The 13,670-nt window shown below is 63.0% G+C and carries 14 protein-coding genes; 2 read left to right on the plus strand and 12 right to left on the minus strand.

Annotation, left to right across the window (positions count from 1 at the left end; genetic code table 11):
- Positions 1-113 precede the first annotated feature (113 nt).
- The 5 genes from leuB to VSR68_RS11780 all read right to left on the minus strand — a co-directional run bounded on the left by leuB (position 114) and on the right by VSR68_RS11780 (position 5,017).
- Positions 114-1,181 carry a 3-isopropylmalate dehydrogenase gene (gene leuB / locus VSR68_RS11760; RefSeq protein WP_342940013.1) on the minus strand — a complete coding sequence of 356 codons (1,068 nt, stop codon included), beginning with the start codon at positions 1,179-1,181 and terminating at the stop codon, positions 114-116.
- A 74-nt stretch (positions 1,182-1,255) separates the two neighbouring features.
- Positions 1,256-1,909 (minus strand): 3-isopropylmalate dehydratase small subunit, encoded by a 654-nt coding sequence (leuD, locus tag VSR68_RS11765; RefSeq protein ID WP_342940014.1) that lies wholly within the window; start codon positions 1,907-1,909, stop codon positions 1,256-1,258.
- Positions 1,910-1,982: 73 nt separating this feature from the next.
- Complete coding sequence (locus VSR68_RS11770) at positions 1,983-2,147, minus strand: entericidin A/B family lipoprotein (protein WP_087735655.1); 165 nt, start codon at positions 2,145-2,147, stop codon at positions 1,983-1,985.
- The gene (leuC, locus tag VSR68_RS11775; protein ID WP_342940015.1) at positions 2,144-3,553 is read right to left on the minus strand and encodes a 3-isopropylmalate dehydratase large subunit; all 1,410 of its coding nucleotides are present in this window, start codon (positions 3,551-3,553) and stop codon (positions 2,144-2,146) included. Before leuC ends, VSR68_RS11770 begins: the two co-directional genes overlap by 4 nt.
- Before the next feature lie 219 nt (positions 3,554-3,772).
- Positions 3,773-5,017 carry a DUF1479 domain-containing protein gene (locus VSR68_RS11780; protein WP_342940016.1) on the minus strand — a complete coding sequence of 415 codons (1,245 nt, stop codon included), beginning with the start codon at positions 5,015-5,017 and terminating at the stop codon, positions 3,773-3,775.
- 147 nt (positions 5,018-5,164) lie between these two features.
- On the opposite strand from VSR68_RS11780, the gene VSR68_RS11785 reads away from it, so the two are divergent.
- Positions 5,165-6,127: an AraC family transcriptional regulator gene (locus VSR68_RS11785; RefSeq protein ID WP_342940017.1), complete on the plus strand. Its 963-nt coding sequence runs from the start codon at positions 5,165-5,167 to the stop codon at positions 6,125-6,127.
- A gap of 96 nt (positions 6,128-6,223) precedes the next feature.
- Here VSR68_RS11785 and gltA read toward each other — a convergent pair whose 3' ends face one another.
- The 7 genes from gltA to VSR68_RS11820 form a co-directional block, all read right to left on the minus strand.
- Positions 6,224-7,525 (minus strand): citrate synthase, encoded by a 1,302-nt coding sequence (gene gltA, locus VSR68_RS11790; RefSeq protein WP_342940018.1) that lies wholly within the window; start codon positions 7,523-7,525, stop codon positions 6,224-6,226.
- Between the two features lie 82 nt (positions 7,526-7,607).
- Positions 7,608-7,880 (minus strand): succinate dehydrogenase assembly factor 2, encoded by a 273-nt coding sequence (locus VSR68_RS11795; protein ID WP_090871098.1) that lies wholly within the window; start codon positions 7,878-7,880, stop codon positions 7,608-7,610.
- A gap of 1 nt (position 7,881) precedes the next feature.
- A complete protein-coding gene (locus tag VSR68_RS11800) occupies positions 7,882-8,586 on the minus strand; it encodes a succinate dehydrogenase iron-sulfur subunit (protein WP_342940019.1) in 705 nt (234 codons plus the stop codon).
- Positions 8,587-8,608: 22 nt separating this feature from the next.
- Positions 8,609-10,384 carry a succinate dehydrogenase flavoprotein subunit gene (sdhA, locus tag VSR68_RS11805; RefSeq protein WP_342940020.1) on the minus strand — a complete coding sequence of 592 codons (1,776 nt, stop codon included), beginning with the start codon at positions 10,382-10,384 and terminating at the stop codon, positions 8,609-8,611.
- 4 nt (positions 10,385-10,388) lie between these two features.
- On the minus strand, positions 10,389-10,757 hold the full coding sequence (gene sdhD / locus VSR68_RS11810) for a succinate dehydrogenase, hydrophobic membrane anchor protein (RefSeq protein ID WP_152758851.1): 369 nt from the start codon (positions 10,755-10,757) through the stop codon (positions 10,389-10,391).
- Positions 10,758-10,761: 4 nt separating this feature from the next.
- Entirely contained in the window at positions 10,762-11,178 is a 417-nt protein-coding gene (sdhC, locus tag VSR68_RS11815; protein ID WP_152758853.1) for a succinate dehydrogenase, cytochrome b556 subunit, read from the minus strand.
- A 152-nt stretch (positions 11,179-11,330) separates the two neighbouring features.
- On the minus strand, positions 11,331-12,131 hold the full coding sequence (locus VSR68_RS11820) for a GntR family transcriptional regulator (RefSeq protein WP_342940021.1): 801 nt from the start codon (positions 12,129-12,131) through the stop codon (positions 11,331-11,333).
- A gap of 542 nt (positions 12,132-12,673) precedes the next feature.
- On the opposite strand from VSR68_RS11820, the gene VSR68_RS11825 reads away from it, so the two are divergent.
- Positions 12,674-13,657 (plus strand): malate dehydrogenase, encoded by a 984-nt coding sequence (locus VSR68_RS11825; protein ID WP_342940022.1) that lies wholly within the window; start codon positions 12,674-12,676, stop codon positions 13,655-13,657.
- Positions 13,658-13,670: the final 13 nt, after the last annotated feature.

Genomic DNA, 13,670 nt, shown 5'->3' on the forward strand with positions numbered 1-13,670 from the left:
GCCATCGCTGGAGTCTACACGAAAACCCGATTTTGCGGCGCGTATGCCGCGATTTGCGTGAATCGGCGCAAAACCGGCCGATTCACGCGTATTTGCCTGCTAAAGAGCGCGCGTTACAGCGCCGCGACGACGGCATCGCTCATCGCCGACGTGCCGACCTGCTGGCAACCCGGCGTGACGATATCGCCCGTACGATAGCCCTGCTCCAGCACCTTCTTCACGGCGCTTTCGATGCGATCGGCCTGCTCGGCTTTGTTCAGCGAATAACGCAGCATCATCGCGGCCGAGAGAATGGTCGCGAGCGGATTCGCGATGCCCTTGCCCGCGATATCCGGCGCCGAACCGTGCGACGGCTCGTACAGGCCCTTGTTGTTCTTGTCGAGCGACGCCGACGGCAGCATGCCGATCGAGCCCGTCAGCATCGCGGCCTCGTCGGACAGAATGTCGCCGAACATGTTGCCGGTGACGATCACGTCGAACGACTTCGGTGCCTTCACGAGCTGCATCGCCGCGTTGTCGACGTACATGTGCGACAGTTCGACGTCCGCGTATTCCTTCGACACGTCGATCATGATGTCCTTCCAGAACTGCGACGTTTCGAGCACGTTCGCCTTGTCGACGGAAGTCAGCTTCTTGCCGCGCTTTTGCGCCGCCTGGAACGCGACGTGCGCGATGCGGCGGATTTCCGGCTCCGCATAGCGCATCGTGTCGAAGCCTTCCTTCGCGCCTTCGAACAGACCGTCCGGCGCCTGGCGCACGCCGCGCGGCTGGCCGAAGTAGATGTCGCCGTTCAGTTCGCGCACGATCAGGATGTCGAGGCCCGAGACGATTTCCGGCTTCAGCGACGAAGCGCCCGTCAGCTGCGGATAGCAGATCGCCGGACGGAAGTTCGCGAAGAGCTGCAGATGCTTGCGCAGGCCGAGAATCGCCTGCTCCGGGCGCAGCGAGCGCTCGAGCGAATCGTATTTCCAGTCGCCGACGGCGCCGAACAGAATGGCGTCCGCTTCCTTCGCGAGCTTCAGCGTGGCTTCCGGCAGCGGATGGCCCGCCGCTTCGTAACCCGCGCCGCCGACAGGCGCCTCTTCCAGCTCGAACTTCTCGCCGAGCACGTTCAGAACCTTGACTGCTTCCTTGACGATTTCCTTGCCGATGCCGTCGCCCGGCAACACTGCGATCTTCATGCGTATTCCTTGTTGATTTCTATCAGGCCTTCATCGGGCACTTCAACGCGTGAGCTTGAGCGCGAACGCGCGCTTCAGCGCACGAGGCGATGGTTCAGCCACGGCTGCTTCGCGATGCGCTCCGCCTCGAACTGGCGGATCTTGTCCGCGTGACGCAGCGTGAGGCCAATGTCGTCGAAGCCGTTCAGCAGGCAGTACTTGCGGAACGCGGCCACCTCGAACGGATACTCGGTGCCGCCGTCCGTCGTGCGCACGACCTGCTTGTCGAGATCGACGGTCAGCTGGAAGCCGGTGAACGCAAATGTTTCGTTGAACAGATGGTCGACCTGCTGCTCCGTCAGAACGATCGGCAACAGGCCGTTCTTGAAGCAGTTGTTGTAGAAGATGTCCGCGAAGCTCGGCGCGATGATCGCGCGGAAGCCGTACTGTTGCAGCGCCCACGGCGCGTGCTCGCGCGAGCTGCCGCAGCCGAAGTTCTGGCGCGCGAGCAGGATCGACGCGCCCTGGTAGCGCGGCTGGTTCAGCACGAAATCGGGATTCAGCGGACGCTTCGAGTTGTCCTGCCCCGGCTCGCCGTGATCGAGGTAACGCCACTCGTCGAACGCGTTCGGACCGAAGCCCGTGCGCTTGATCGACTTCAGGAACTGCTTCGGAATGATCGCGTCGGTGTCGACGTTTTCGCGATCGAGCGGCGCCACGACGCCGGTGTGTACGATGAATTTATCCATGACGCTTTCGCCTGTTCGAAGCCGGACGGCGCGCGCTGTGCGCGGCAGGCGCGTCCGGCGAATCAAAAACCGCCTACTTTGCCGCCTTGTCGCTGATGGACCCGCCCAGATGCTGCAGGTCTTCGCCAAAGCCATGCACCGTGTTGCACCCGGCGAGTCCGAGCAGCAGCCCGGCGAGCGTCGCGAGTGCGAATCGGCGCAGAAGCGCGATGCGATCGATGTTCATGTTGCGTGTCATCCCAGCTTGCGAATGTCGACGAAATGCCCTTCGATGGCGGCGGCTGCGGCCATTGCGGGGCTCACGAGGTGCGTGCGTCCGCCCGCGCCCTGACGGCCTTCGAAGTTGCGGTTCGACGTGGACGCGCAACGCTCGCCCGGCTCGAGCCGGTCGGCGTTCATCGCGAGACACATCGAGCACCCCGGCTCGCGCCATTCGAATCCGGCGTCGGTGAACACCTTGTCGAGCCCTTCGCGCTCGGCTTGCGCCTTCACGAGACCCGAGCCGGGCACGACCATCGCGAGACGGACATTCGACGCGACGCGTCGGCCGAGCTTCTTCACGACCCACGCGGCCGCGCGCAGGTCTTCAATGCGCGCGTTCGTGCACGAGCCGATGAAGATCTTGTCCGGCTTGATCGATTCGATGGGCAGATTCGGTTGGAGCGCCATGTATTGCAGTGCGCGTTCCATCGCGTCGCGCTTCACCGGGTCTTTCTCTTTCTCCGGATCGGGCACGCGGCCATCGACCGACGTGACCATTTCCGGCGACGTGCCCCACGTGACCTGCGGCACGATGTCGGCGGCGTTCAGTTCGACCACGCGATCGAAATGCGCGTCCGCGTCTGACTTGAACTGCTTCCAGTACTCGACGGCCTGATCCCATTCGACGCCTTCCGGCGAGAACGGACGGCCCTTCAGGTATTCGATCGTCGTATCGTCGACGGCGACCATGCCGGCGCGCGCGCCCGCTTCGATCGCCATGTTGCAGACGGTCATGCGGCCTTCCATCGACAGCGCGCGAATCGTCGAGCCGCCGAATTCGATGGCGTAGCCCGTGCCGCCCGCCGTGCCGATCTTGCCGATGATCGCGAGCACGATGTCCTTCGCGGTGCAGCCGCGCGGCAACGCGCCTTCGACCTTCACGAGCATGTTCTTGCTCTTCTTCTGCAGCAGCGTCTGCGTGGCCAGCACGTGCTCGACTTCCGACGTGCCGATGCCGTGCGCCAGCGCGCCGAACGCGCCGTGCGTCGACGTGTGCGAGTCGCCGCAGACGATCGTCATGCCTGGCAGCGTCGCGCCCTGCTCCGGCCCGATGATGTGAACGATGCCCTGGCGCAGGTCGTTCATCTTGAACTGCGTGATGCCGAAAGAATCGCAGTTCGAGTCGAGCGTATCGACTTGCAGCTTCGACACGGGATCGGCGATGCCGTGGCTGCGATCCGTGGTGGGAACGTTGTGATCCGACACAGCCAGATTCGCGCTGATGCGCCACACCGGGCGCTCCGCCATCTTCAGGCCTTCGAACGCCTGCGGGCTGGTCACTTCATGCAGCAGATGACGGTCGATGTAGAGAATTGCCGTACCGTCTTCTTCCGTGTGGATCACGTGCGTGTTCCACAATTTGTCGTAGAGAGTCTGTGCCATGGTATGCGGGGTAGTAATGACAACGGGCAGTGCGTGTCCGGTCGATTATGCCACGCAGTTGGCGCCAGGGGCTCACCAGCTATCGAAAAAACCGATAAAAAACAGGGAGTTGGCTGGTAGTGCCGATACCTGTATCGGCACTACCAGCGCCTCGCGTTTTTCTCCCGCCGCGCCAGGCACCCGCTCCTGGCACCTGCGTTTGGTGCCCCGCACGCTCGCTCAGAGATCGAACCCGAGTTGCGTGCGGCCGAGCGGCGTCAGATCGCTTTCGGTCGCGCGTCCGATGAAGTCCGTTTCGAAATGATCGGACGGAAAGTCCGGCGGGCTCTCGCCGCGCATGAAGCTCTGCAACTGGCGCTTCAGATACGCCTCGTTCTTCGCGCACCAGGGCGCCGACGCGATATACATGACGTTGCTATAGCCGGTGCCGCGATGCGCGTCTTCGACGGAATGCACGACATCGCAGTGCCAGAAGACGGCGTCGCCCGGCTGCATGTGGGGAATCGGCGTGACGGCTTCGAGCAGCAACGCATGCCATTCGCGCTTGATCGACAGCGCACGCGACGGTTGCGCGCCGCACAGTTCGTCGTCGGGCACGTCGTCCTGAAGCGCGCGCAGCAGGATGTAAGGCATCGCGTTCGCGATCGGGACCAGTTGCAGCGTGCCGTCGCCGGGACCTTGCGCCGTCAGCGCCGTCCAGCCCTGAAACGTGCGGAACATCGAGCACACGGCAGGCGACGGAATCTCTTCGGCATCGGGACGAAAGGCGGCGTCGTGGGCATCGTAGGCGCGCCAGTTGCCCGACAGCACGTGCCGATAGACCTTCCGGTAATTCGGATCGAGCCATCGCTCGACCGAGCCGCCGTCGACATGCGGCGACAGCCCCAGCGATTCCGATCCCGGTGGCCGCCGGCGGATACGATCCGCGTAGACGGGCACGCGATCGGGATCGAAATGGCGCGTGCCTTCGCTTTCCGCGCGCCACAGCCGGTTCAGAAACACGCGCGTATTCGTCAACTCCTCGGACTGGCGCGCGAGCGTCTGGGGCTTCGACCAGTACACGCCGTAGATCTGCGGCTTGCTCGACGCGAGCGTGCCGAAGTACTTGTCCTCCGCGCGATGCGCGAGCCGGTCGTCGAGACGATTGCGCGCGACGTATTGCCCGATTTCGTCGTTCCATTCGCTTGCCTGCTGCGGATCGAACACGCGGCGCACGACACACGCGCCACGCTCCTTGATACGCGCGACGACGCGAGGATCGACGTCGCCCGACGCAATCGACGCGTAGTCGAATACGGGTATCGCCTCCTCGCCGCGCTCGCGCTCGCCGCGGATCACTTCGACCTGCCGGGCGATCGCGCCTTCGAGTTCGCGGAACACCTTCGCATAGTCCGGCAGCGCCTCGCGCAGCGCGCGTTTCGTGCTGCGAATCGCCTCGGGTATGTTGTCGATGATGAGTGGCATGGCATGTCTCCGTTGGACTGATCGTGTACCGCCAGATTAGGCATCTTCGACGGGCACGGGCGATGCAATCCGGCCATTTATCGATACAATCCGGACACGCCGCCAGCGCCGCCATGCCGCGTGAGCCAACGCAGCCAGGAGCCGCCGATGAAGCCGCAATACGAACGCGTGACGATTCCCGACGGCTGCTCGGTGCGCGTCTATCACCGGCGGCTCGCGCAGATTCCATTCGAATGGCATCACCATCCGGAATACGAACTGACGTTGACGCTGAACAGCCGGGGCCGCCGCTTTATCGGCGATCACGTCGACGATTACGCCACCGACGACCTTGTGCTCGTGCCGCCCGACATGCCGCACACATGGGCCTCGACGGCGCCCGTCGATGCGGCGCGTCCGCAGGTGGCGATCGTCGTGTGGTTCAGCGGGGATTGGGCGCGGCGCGTGGCCGACTGCTGCCCCGAGTTCGCGCCGCTTTCCAAGCTGTTGCGGCGCGCCGCGCCGGGCCTGCATTTCGATCCGGCCGCGACGGCGATGATGCGCGAACAAGCCGATGCGCTGCTCGACACCGAACCGCGCACGCGTCTTTCCGCCGTGCTCGACATCCTCGCCCGGCTCGCCGATGCCGGCGCGCAGCCGCTCGCGTCGCCGTCGGCGCATGCGGGCAAGCCCGACGAGATGGCCTCCGAGGCCGAGCGCCTGAATCGCGTGCTCGATCTCATCGACAGGCGCTTCGGCGAGCCGCTGCGCATCGCCGATCTGTGTGCCGTCGCGCATCTTTCTGAGCGCTCGCTGCATCGCCATTTCATGCGGCACGTCGGCGAAAGCGTGGGACGCTATCTGAGCCGCGTGCGTATCGGTTACGCGTCGCGTCAACTGACGGCGACGACGTGGCCCGTTTCCGTGATCGCGACGAAAGCGGGCATGCCGAATCTCGCCAACTTCAACCGGCAATTCCTCGCGACGCGCGGCATGACGCCGAGCGCATGGCGCCAGTTCTTCGAAACGCACGGACATGCGCCCGCCGGCACGCCGCAGCCCCCGCTCGACGTGCGCCCGCCGTCGCTGGAGCAGACCAGCAGGCGCAAGCGGACCGCGCGCACAAAATAAAACACCCCGACGGCGAACCGTCGGGGTGTTTCTGTCGATGCTTTCGATGCTTTCGATGCTTTCGACGCGTGCTCGAGGCGCTAGCGCGCCCGTTGCTTAGCGCTTGGCGATCGGCTTTGCTTCGCGCGGCGTTTCGCCGATGAACAGCTGACGCGGGCGGCCGATCTTCTGTTCGGGATCGGCGATCATCTCGTTCCACTGCGCGATCCAGCCGACGGTACGCGCCATCGCGAAGATGCACGTGAACATCGACGTCGGGATGCCCAGCGCGCGCTGCACGATGCCCGAGTAGAAATCGACGTTCGGATACAGCTTGCGCGACACAAAGTACTCGTCTTCCAGCGCGATCTTTTCGAGCGCCATCGCGAGCTTGAACAGCGGGTCGTCGTGCAGGCCCAGTTCGTTCAGCACTTCGTGGCACGTTTCGCGCATCAGCTTCGCGCGCGGATCGTAGTTCTTGTACACGCGGTGGCCGAAGCCCATCAGCTTCACGCCCGAGTTCTTGTCCTTCACCTGCTTGATGAACTCAGGAATGTTGTCGACCGAGCCGATTTCTTCCAGCATGTTCAGCGCGGCTTCGTTCGCACCGCCGTGCGCCGGGCCCCACAGACAGGCGATACCCGCTGCGATACACGCGAACGGATTCGCGCCCGACGAACCGGCCAGACGCACCGTCGACGTCGACGCGTTCTGCTCGTGGTCTGCGTGCAGGATCAGGATGCGGTCCAGCGCGCGGACCAGCACGTCGTTGACCTTGTACTCTTCGCACGGGTTCGAGAACATCATGCGCATGAAGTTCGCGCTGTACGACAGATTGTTCTGCGGATACACGAACGGCTGGCCGATCGAGTACTTGTACGCCATCGCGACCAGCGTCGGCAGCTTCGCGATCATGCGGATCGCGGAGACTTCACGGTGACGCGGGTTATTGATGTCGAGCGAGTCGTGGTAGAACGCCGACAGCGCGCCGACTGCGGCGACGAGAATCGCCATCGGGTGCGCGTCGCGGCGGAAACCGCGGAAGAAGAACTGCATCTGCTCGTGAACCATCGTGTGGTTCGTGACCGTCTTCACGAACTCGTCCTTCTGCGCCTGGTTCGGCAGATCGCCCTTCAGCAGCAGGTAGCACGTTTCGAGGAAGTCGGCGTTTTGCGCGAGGTTGTCGATCGGGAAGCCGCGATACAGCAGCTCGCCCTTGTCGCCGTCGATGTAGGTGATCGCCGAGTTGCACGACGCCGTCGACATGAAGCCCGGGTCATACGTGAACTTGCCGGTTTGACCGTACAGCTTTCGGATGTCGATCACGTCCGGGCCCATCGAACCCTTGTAAATCGGCATTTCAACGCTCGGCGAATTGTCGCTGAACGATAGCGTGGCTTTAACATCTGACGGGGTCATAGCACATCCTCAATCGAAAGTATGGAAACAGGGTTTCGATAATTGCACGCCTGGATCAAACTTACCTGCGCACCTGTGACGCTCACACAGTGCGCAGCATCTCCAGCACCCGCGCGACGTCGGCGTCGGCGAGGTCGCCTTCCGGTTCCTTGCGTGCGAGAAGCAAGTCCATCAGGTCGTTATCGCTCAGTTCGAGCAGGCGCGTGAGCGCGCCTACGTCCGCATCACTGAGGTCATGCTCATATCGGCTGAAAAAACGCTCGAAGATCAGATCGTTTTCCAGCAGGCCGCGCCGCGCGCGCCAGCGGAGACGCGCGCGGCGTAGAGGGTCGGACTGATGCGATGATCCGTCCATCTCAGACAGCGCGGCGAACCATCAATTCCTTGATCTTGCCGATCGCCTTCGTCGGATTGAGGCCCTTCGGGCACACGTCGACGCAGTTCATGATCGTATGGCAACGGAACAGACGGTACGGATCTTCCAGGTTGTCGAGACGCTCGCCCGTCGCCTCGTCGCGGCTGTCCGCGATGAAGCGATAGGCTTGCAGCAGGCCCGCCGGGCCGACGAACTTGTCCGGGTTCCACCAGAAGCTCGGGCACGACGTCGAGCAGCTGGCGCACAGGATGCACTCGTACAGGCCGTCGAGCTCGTCGCGTTCTTCCGGCGACTGCAGACGTTCCTTTTCCGGCGGCGGCGTATCGTTGATCAGGTACGGCTTGATCGAGTGATACTGGTTGAAGAACTGCGTGAAGTCGCAGATCAGGTCGCGCACGACGGGCAGGCCCGGCAGCGGACGCAGCACGATCTTCTGCGGCAGGTCGTTCAGATTCGTCAGGCAGGCAAGACCGTTCTTGCCGTTGATGTTCATTGCGTCCGAACCGCACACGCCTTCGCGGCACGAACGGCGGAACGACAGCGTTTCGTCCAGTGCCTTCAACTTGACGAGCGCGTCCAGCAGCATGCGCTCGTGCGAGTCGATTTCGAGCTCGTACGTCTGCATGCGCGGCGCGGCGTCCTTGTCCGGGTCGTAGCGATAGATTTCAAAAGTACGCTTGGCCATTTCTCAGATCCTTTGATGTGCCTTAGAAGGTACGCGCTTTCGGCGGCACCGATTCGACGGTCAGCGGCTGCATGTGAACCGGCTTGTAGTCGAGGCGATCGCCTTCGCTGAACCACAGCGTATGGCGCAGCCAGTTCTCGTCGTCGCGATGTTCGAAGTCGCTCTGCGCGTGCGCGCCGCGGCTTTCCTTGCGAGCCTCCGCAGACACCATCGTCGCGCGCGCCACTTCGATCAGGTTCTCCACTTCGAGCGCTTCGATGCGCGCGGTGTTGAACACCTTCGACTTGTCCTTCAGATGGACGTGCGCCGCGCGTTCCTTCAGTTCCTTCATCTTTTCCACGCCTTCAGCCAGCAGCTTCGACGTGCGGAAAACACCTGCATGCGCCTGCATCGTCGAGCGGATGTCGCCCGCGACAGCCTGCGCGTACTCGCCGGAGCTGGAGTTGTCGAGCTTTGCGAGACGCGACAGCGCGAAGTCGGCGGCGTCGGCCGGCAGCGGCTTGTGTTCCTTGATTTCCTTCACGTGCTTGACGATGTGGTTGCCGGCGGCGCGGCCGAACACCACGAGGTCGAGCAGCGAGTTCGTGCCCAGGCGGTTCGCGCCGTGGACCGACACGCACGAGCATTCGCCGACGGCATAGAAGCCGTTGACGGGCTCTTCGTGCCCCTTCGACGTACCCACGACCTGGCCGTGGATGTTCGTCGGAATGCCGCCCATCTGGTAGTGGATGGTCGGCACGACGGGGATCGGCTCCTTGATGCAGTCGACGTTCGCGAACTTCAGCGCGATTTCGCGGATCGACGGCAGACGCTTCATGATCGTCTCGGCGCCGATGTGCGACAGGTCCAGCAAGACGTGGTCCTTGTTCGGACCGACGCCACGGCCTTCCTTGATTTCCTGGTCCATCGAACGCGAAACGAAGTCGCGCGGCGCCAAGTCTTTCAGCGTCGGCGCGTAGCGCTCCATGAAGCGCTCGCCGTTCGAGTTGCGCAGAATGCCGCCTTCGCCGCGCACGCCTTCCGTGATCAGCACGCCCGCGCCCGCCACGCCCGTCGGGTGGAACTGCCAGAACTCCATGTCCTGCAGCGCGATGCCCGAGCGGGCCGCCATGCCGAGGCCGTCGCCCGTGTTGATGAACGCGTTCGTCGATGCCGCGAAGATGCGGCCCGCGCCGCCCGTGGCGAACAGCGTCGTCTTGCCTTCGAGGATGTAGACGTCGCCCGTTTCCATTTCGAGCGCGGTCACGCCGAGCACGTCGCCGTCGGCGTCGCGGATCAGGTCCAGCGCCATCCATTCGACGAAGAACGTCGTCTTGGCCGCGACGTTCTGCTGGTACAGCGTGTGCAGCAGCGCGTGGCCGGTACGGTCAGCCGCGGCGCAGGCGCGCTGCACCGGCTTCTCGCCGTAGTTCGCGGTGTGGCCGCCGAACGGGCGCTGATAGATCGTGCCGTCCGCGTTGCGGTCGAACGGCATGCCGAAGTGTTCCAGTTCGTACACTGCGTTCGGCGCTTCGCGGCACATGAACTCGATCGCGTCCTGGTCGCCGAGCCAGTCGGAGCCCTTGATCGTGTCGTAGAAGTGATAGTGCCAGTTGTCTTCGCTCATGTTGCCGAGCGATGCGCCGATGCCGCCTTGAGCCGCGACCGTGTGCGAGCGCGTCGGGAAGACTTTCGACAGCACGCAGACCGACAGGCCCGCGCGCGCGAGTTGCAGCGACGCGCGCATTCCGGAGCCGCCCGCGCCGACGATGACCACGTCGAAGCGGCGACGCGGCAGAGAATTCTTGATTGCAGCCATTCTTTTACACTCTCCAGAGAATCTGCGCAGCGTAGCCCGCGCAAGCGAGCAGCCAGACGATCGTCAACGCTTGAAGCAGAAGGCGCGTGCCAACGGGCTTGATGTAGTCCATCCAGATGTCGCGCACGCCGACCCAGGCGTGATAGAACAGCGACAGCAGCGTCACGAAGGTGGCGAGCTTCATCCACTGCGTAGCGAAGATCGCGGCCCAGCCGTCGTAAGAGAATGCCTGCGCGCCGAAGAACCAGCACAGCAGGATGATGGTGTAGACGGCCATGATGACGGCCGTGACGCGCTGTGCGAGCCAGTCGCGCAGACCGTAGTGAGCGCCGACGACGAGGCGCTTCGAGCCAACACGGTTATTAGCTGACATTTTTTTAGAATGCTCCGAACAGTTTGAGCGCGAATGCGATCGTCAATAGCGACGACACGACGAACACGACGATCGACGTGTTCTTGCCGCGTTCCTTCGACACTGCGTCATGGTTCATGTCCATCAACAGGTGACGGACGCCGGCGCAAAAGTGGAACAGGAAGGCCCACGCGAGAACGAGCGTGATGAGCTTGACGATGATGTTGGACAGGAAGCCCTTGAAAACTTCGAAACTGAGTTCAGATGTGAGACTCTGGTCGAAGAGGTACAGCAGGAACGGAAGGAAGATGAAGAGCAGTCCACCGCTGAGGCGGTGAAGAATCGACACGCGCCCCGCGAGAGGAAGACGATACGACGTCAATATCTGCCCGATACCGATGTTCCGGAATTCCGGCCTCGGTTTTTTTACGGCTTCAGCCATGCTAGACCCCTACTATGTAGTCACACTAATCCGCAATTTTAGCGCCTTTTTATTTCGCGCTGCAGCGAAACCCCGCACAAGACAGCGTTACGCCACGCGCACGTAAAAGGCACAGGCAAGCCTCGCCGCACGCCACGGCAAAGCTGCTTCGCTCAACTCAAGTCGTTTTGATAGTAATACCCGGTTGTGACATACCATCCTCGTCGAACTTCGACGGGACGATCCCCATAGGTATAGGACACGCGCTCCACGGATAACAGCGGAAATCCCGTCGGCACATGCAGCAGATCCGCAACGGCCGGGTCCGCCGCAACGGCGCGAATCTTCTCCGATGCGCGGATCATCCGCGTGCCGAACTCCGTTTCGAACATCGCGTAGAGCGGCCCCTTGTACTCCGACAGGCGCTCGAGCGTCAGGCCGCGGAACACGCCGCCCGGCAGCCAGATCTCGTCGAGCACGGTGTCTTCACCGTCGAAGGTCAGCAGACGCTTGATCAGCACGACGGGATCGGCGGGCTTCAGGTCCAGTTGCCGCGCGATTTCCGCCGACGCGCGCAGACGCCGGCATTCGAGCAGCCGGCTGATATGCGGATGCTCGACGCCGTCGTCGGCGAGAAGGCGCAGGAAGCGGAACTGCGCGCGGTCTTCGTTGTGCGTGGCAACAAACGTGCCCTTGCCCTGGCGGCGCACCAGCAGGTTGTCGGCGGCGAGTTCGTCGATCGCCTTGCGCACGGTGCCCTGGCTGACCTTGTAACGCGCGGCCAGTTCGACTTCACTAGGAATGATCTCGCCGGGCTTCCATTCACCCGACTCGAGACTCTGCGTGATGAGCGCCTTGATCTGCTGATAAAGAGGACTGAAGGTCGGCGATGGAGCCGGTGTGGAGACAGGCGCGGCGTCACCCGCGCCGGGCGCGCCGGGAGGGTTTGCTGTGCTGGCCTGGTTCGAATTCATGCGCGCATTTCAACACAAAGCGCCGCATGCCGTCCAGATTTTTTGCCGCAATAATTATGTCTTATATAAGACATAAGATACTGTTGACTTTGTGCGCCCCGAATCCTACACTCCTTGTCGAGCAAGGGTTTGCGGGTAGTGCCACGCATTTTTGACACCGCTTTGTGTCAACAGCGTGATGCACTGAAGGCCACCCTGCATCACGCCGTTCCCTCACGCAGTTCAGGTTTCGCTTCGCCCCGCATTGCCCGGCATGCGCCGTCAATGCCCGCCGAAACGCGCTGTTTGCAGGAGCCCGCGCCATGCAGCGGCCACGTGCGGCATCGCCGCGAGGCGAGCCTCGCCAGCATCCCCGTTCCCCGCGCTCGGCAGCACCGATTATCCGGCATGGCGGTTTCGCCGGCGGCGTGCCTTCTGGCCTTCTCGTGAGCGCCCGCAAGGCTCGCGCAGCGAATTTGCCGTGCTTAAACCACGCTTCGCGTAACGCGCATATAGAATGGCGTTTTCCCTAGCGTTCAACGCATCGTCCTGGAGATTTCTCAATGGCTAAGCCCGCAAAGCGCGTTGCCGTCACTGGCGCCGCAGGTCAAATCGGTTACTCCCTGCTGTTCCGTATCGCCAATGGCGACATGCTCGGCAAGGACCAGCCGGTCATCCTGCAGTTGCTGGACCTGCCGCAAGCGCAAGCCGCCGTCAAAGGCGTCGTGATGGAACTCGAAGACTGCGCGTTCCCGCTGCTCGCGGGTGTCGTGGTGACTGACGATCCCAAGGTCGCATTCAAGGATGCAGACGTCGCTCTGCTGGTCGGCGCGCGTCCGCGTTCGAAAGGCATGGAGCGTAAAGACCTGCTGTCGGCGAACGCCGAAATCTTCACTGTTCAGGGCAAGGCGCTGAACGAAGTCGCAAGCCGCGACGTGAAGGTGCTGGTCGTCGGCAACCCGGCGAACACGAACGCATACATCGCAATGAAGTCGGCAGCCGATCTGCCGAAGAAGAACTTCACGGCCATGCTGCGCCTCGACCACAACCGCGCGCTGTCGCAACTGGCCGCGAAGTCGGGCAAGCCCGTTTCGTCGATCGAAAAACTCGTCGTGTGGGGCAACCACTCGCCGACGATGTACCCGGACTTCCGCGTCGCAACGGCCGAAGGCAAGGACCTGACGAAGCTGATCAACGACGACGAATGGAACCGCAACACGTTCATCCCGACGGTCGGCAAGCGCGGCGCGGCGATCATCGAAGCGCGCGGCCTGTCGTCGGCGGCTTCGGCGGCCAACGCGGCAATCGACCACGTGCGTGACTGGGTGCTCGGAACGAACGGCAAGTGGGTGACGATGGGTATTCCGTCGGACGGCTCGTATGGCATCCCCGAAGACATCGTCTACGGCGTGGCCGTGACGTGCGAAAACGGCGAGTACAAGCGTGTCGAAGGCCTGTCGATCGACGCGTTCTCGCGCGAGAAGATGGACAACACGCTGAACGAGCTGCTCGAAGAGCGCGACGGCGTTCAGCACCTGCTCGGCTAATCGCCGGATGCAG

Source organism: Paraburkholderia phymatum, assembly GCF_038900715.1.
Lineage (GTDB): Bacteria > Pseudomonadota > Gammaproteobacteria > Burkholderiales > Burkholderiaceae > Paraburkholderia > Paraburkholderia phymatum_A.

Bases quoted from the DNA above. Each gene is read 5' to 3' on its own strand.
- leuB (WP_342940013.1), bottom strand. From the start codon at position 1,181: ATGAAGATCGCAGTGTTGCCGGGCGACGGCATCGGCAAGGAAATCGTC.
- leuD (WP_342940014.1), bottom strand. From the start codon at position 1,909: ATGGATAAATTCATCGTACACACCGGCGTCGTGGCGCCGCTCGATCGC.
- VSR68_RS11770 (WP_087735655.1), bottom strand. From the start codon at position 2,147: ATGACACGCAACATGAACATCGATCGCATCGCGCTTCTGCGCCGATTC.
- leuC (WP_342940015.1), bottom strand. From the start codon at position 3,553: ATGGCACAGACTCTCTACGACAAATTGTGGAACACGCACGTGATCCAC.
- VSR68_RS11780 (WP_342940016.1), bottom strand. From the start codon at position 5,017: ATGCCACTCATCATCGACAACATACCCGAGGCGATTCGCAGCACGAAA.
- VSR68_RS11785 (WP_342940017.1), top strand. From the start codon at position 5,165: ATGAAGCCGCAATACGAACGCGTGACGATTCCCGACGGCTGCTCGGTG.
- gltA (WP_342940018.1), bottom strand. From the start codon at position 7,525: ATGACCCCGTCAGATGTTAAAGCCACGCTATCGTTCAGCGACAATTCG.
- VSR68_RS11795 (WP_090871098.1), bottom strand. From the start codon at position 7,880: ATGGACGGATCATCGCATCAGTCCGACCCTCTACGCCGCGCGCGTCTC.
- VSR68_RS11800 (WP_342940019.1), bottom strand. From the start codon at position 8,586: ATGGCCAAGCGTACTTTTGAAATCTATCGCTACGACCCGGACAAGGAC.
- sdhA (WP_342940020.1), bottom strand. From the start codon at position 10,384: ATGGCTGCAATCAAGAATTCTCTGCCGCGTCGCCGCTTCGACGTGGTC.
- sdhD (WP_152758851.1), bottom strand. From the start codon at position 10,757: ATGTCAGCTAATAACCGTGTTGGCTCGAAGCGCCTCGTCGTCGGCGCT.
- sdhC (WP_152758853.1), bottom strand. From the start codon at position 11,178: ATGGCTGAAGCCGTAAAAAAACCGAGGCCGGAATTCCGGAACATCGGT.
- VSR68_RS11820 (WP_342940021.1), bottom strand. From the start codon at position 12,131: ATGAATTCGAACCAGGCCAGCACAGCAAACCCTCCCGGCGCGCCCGGC.
- VSR68_RS11825 (WP_342940022.1), top strand. From the start codon at position 12,674: ATGGCTAAGCCCGCAAAGCGCGTTGCCGTCACTGGCGCCGCAGGTCAA.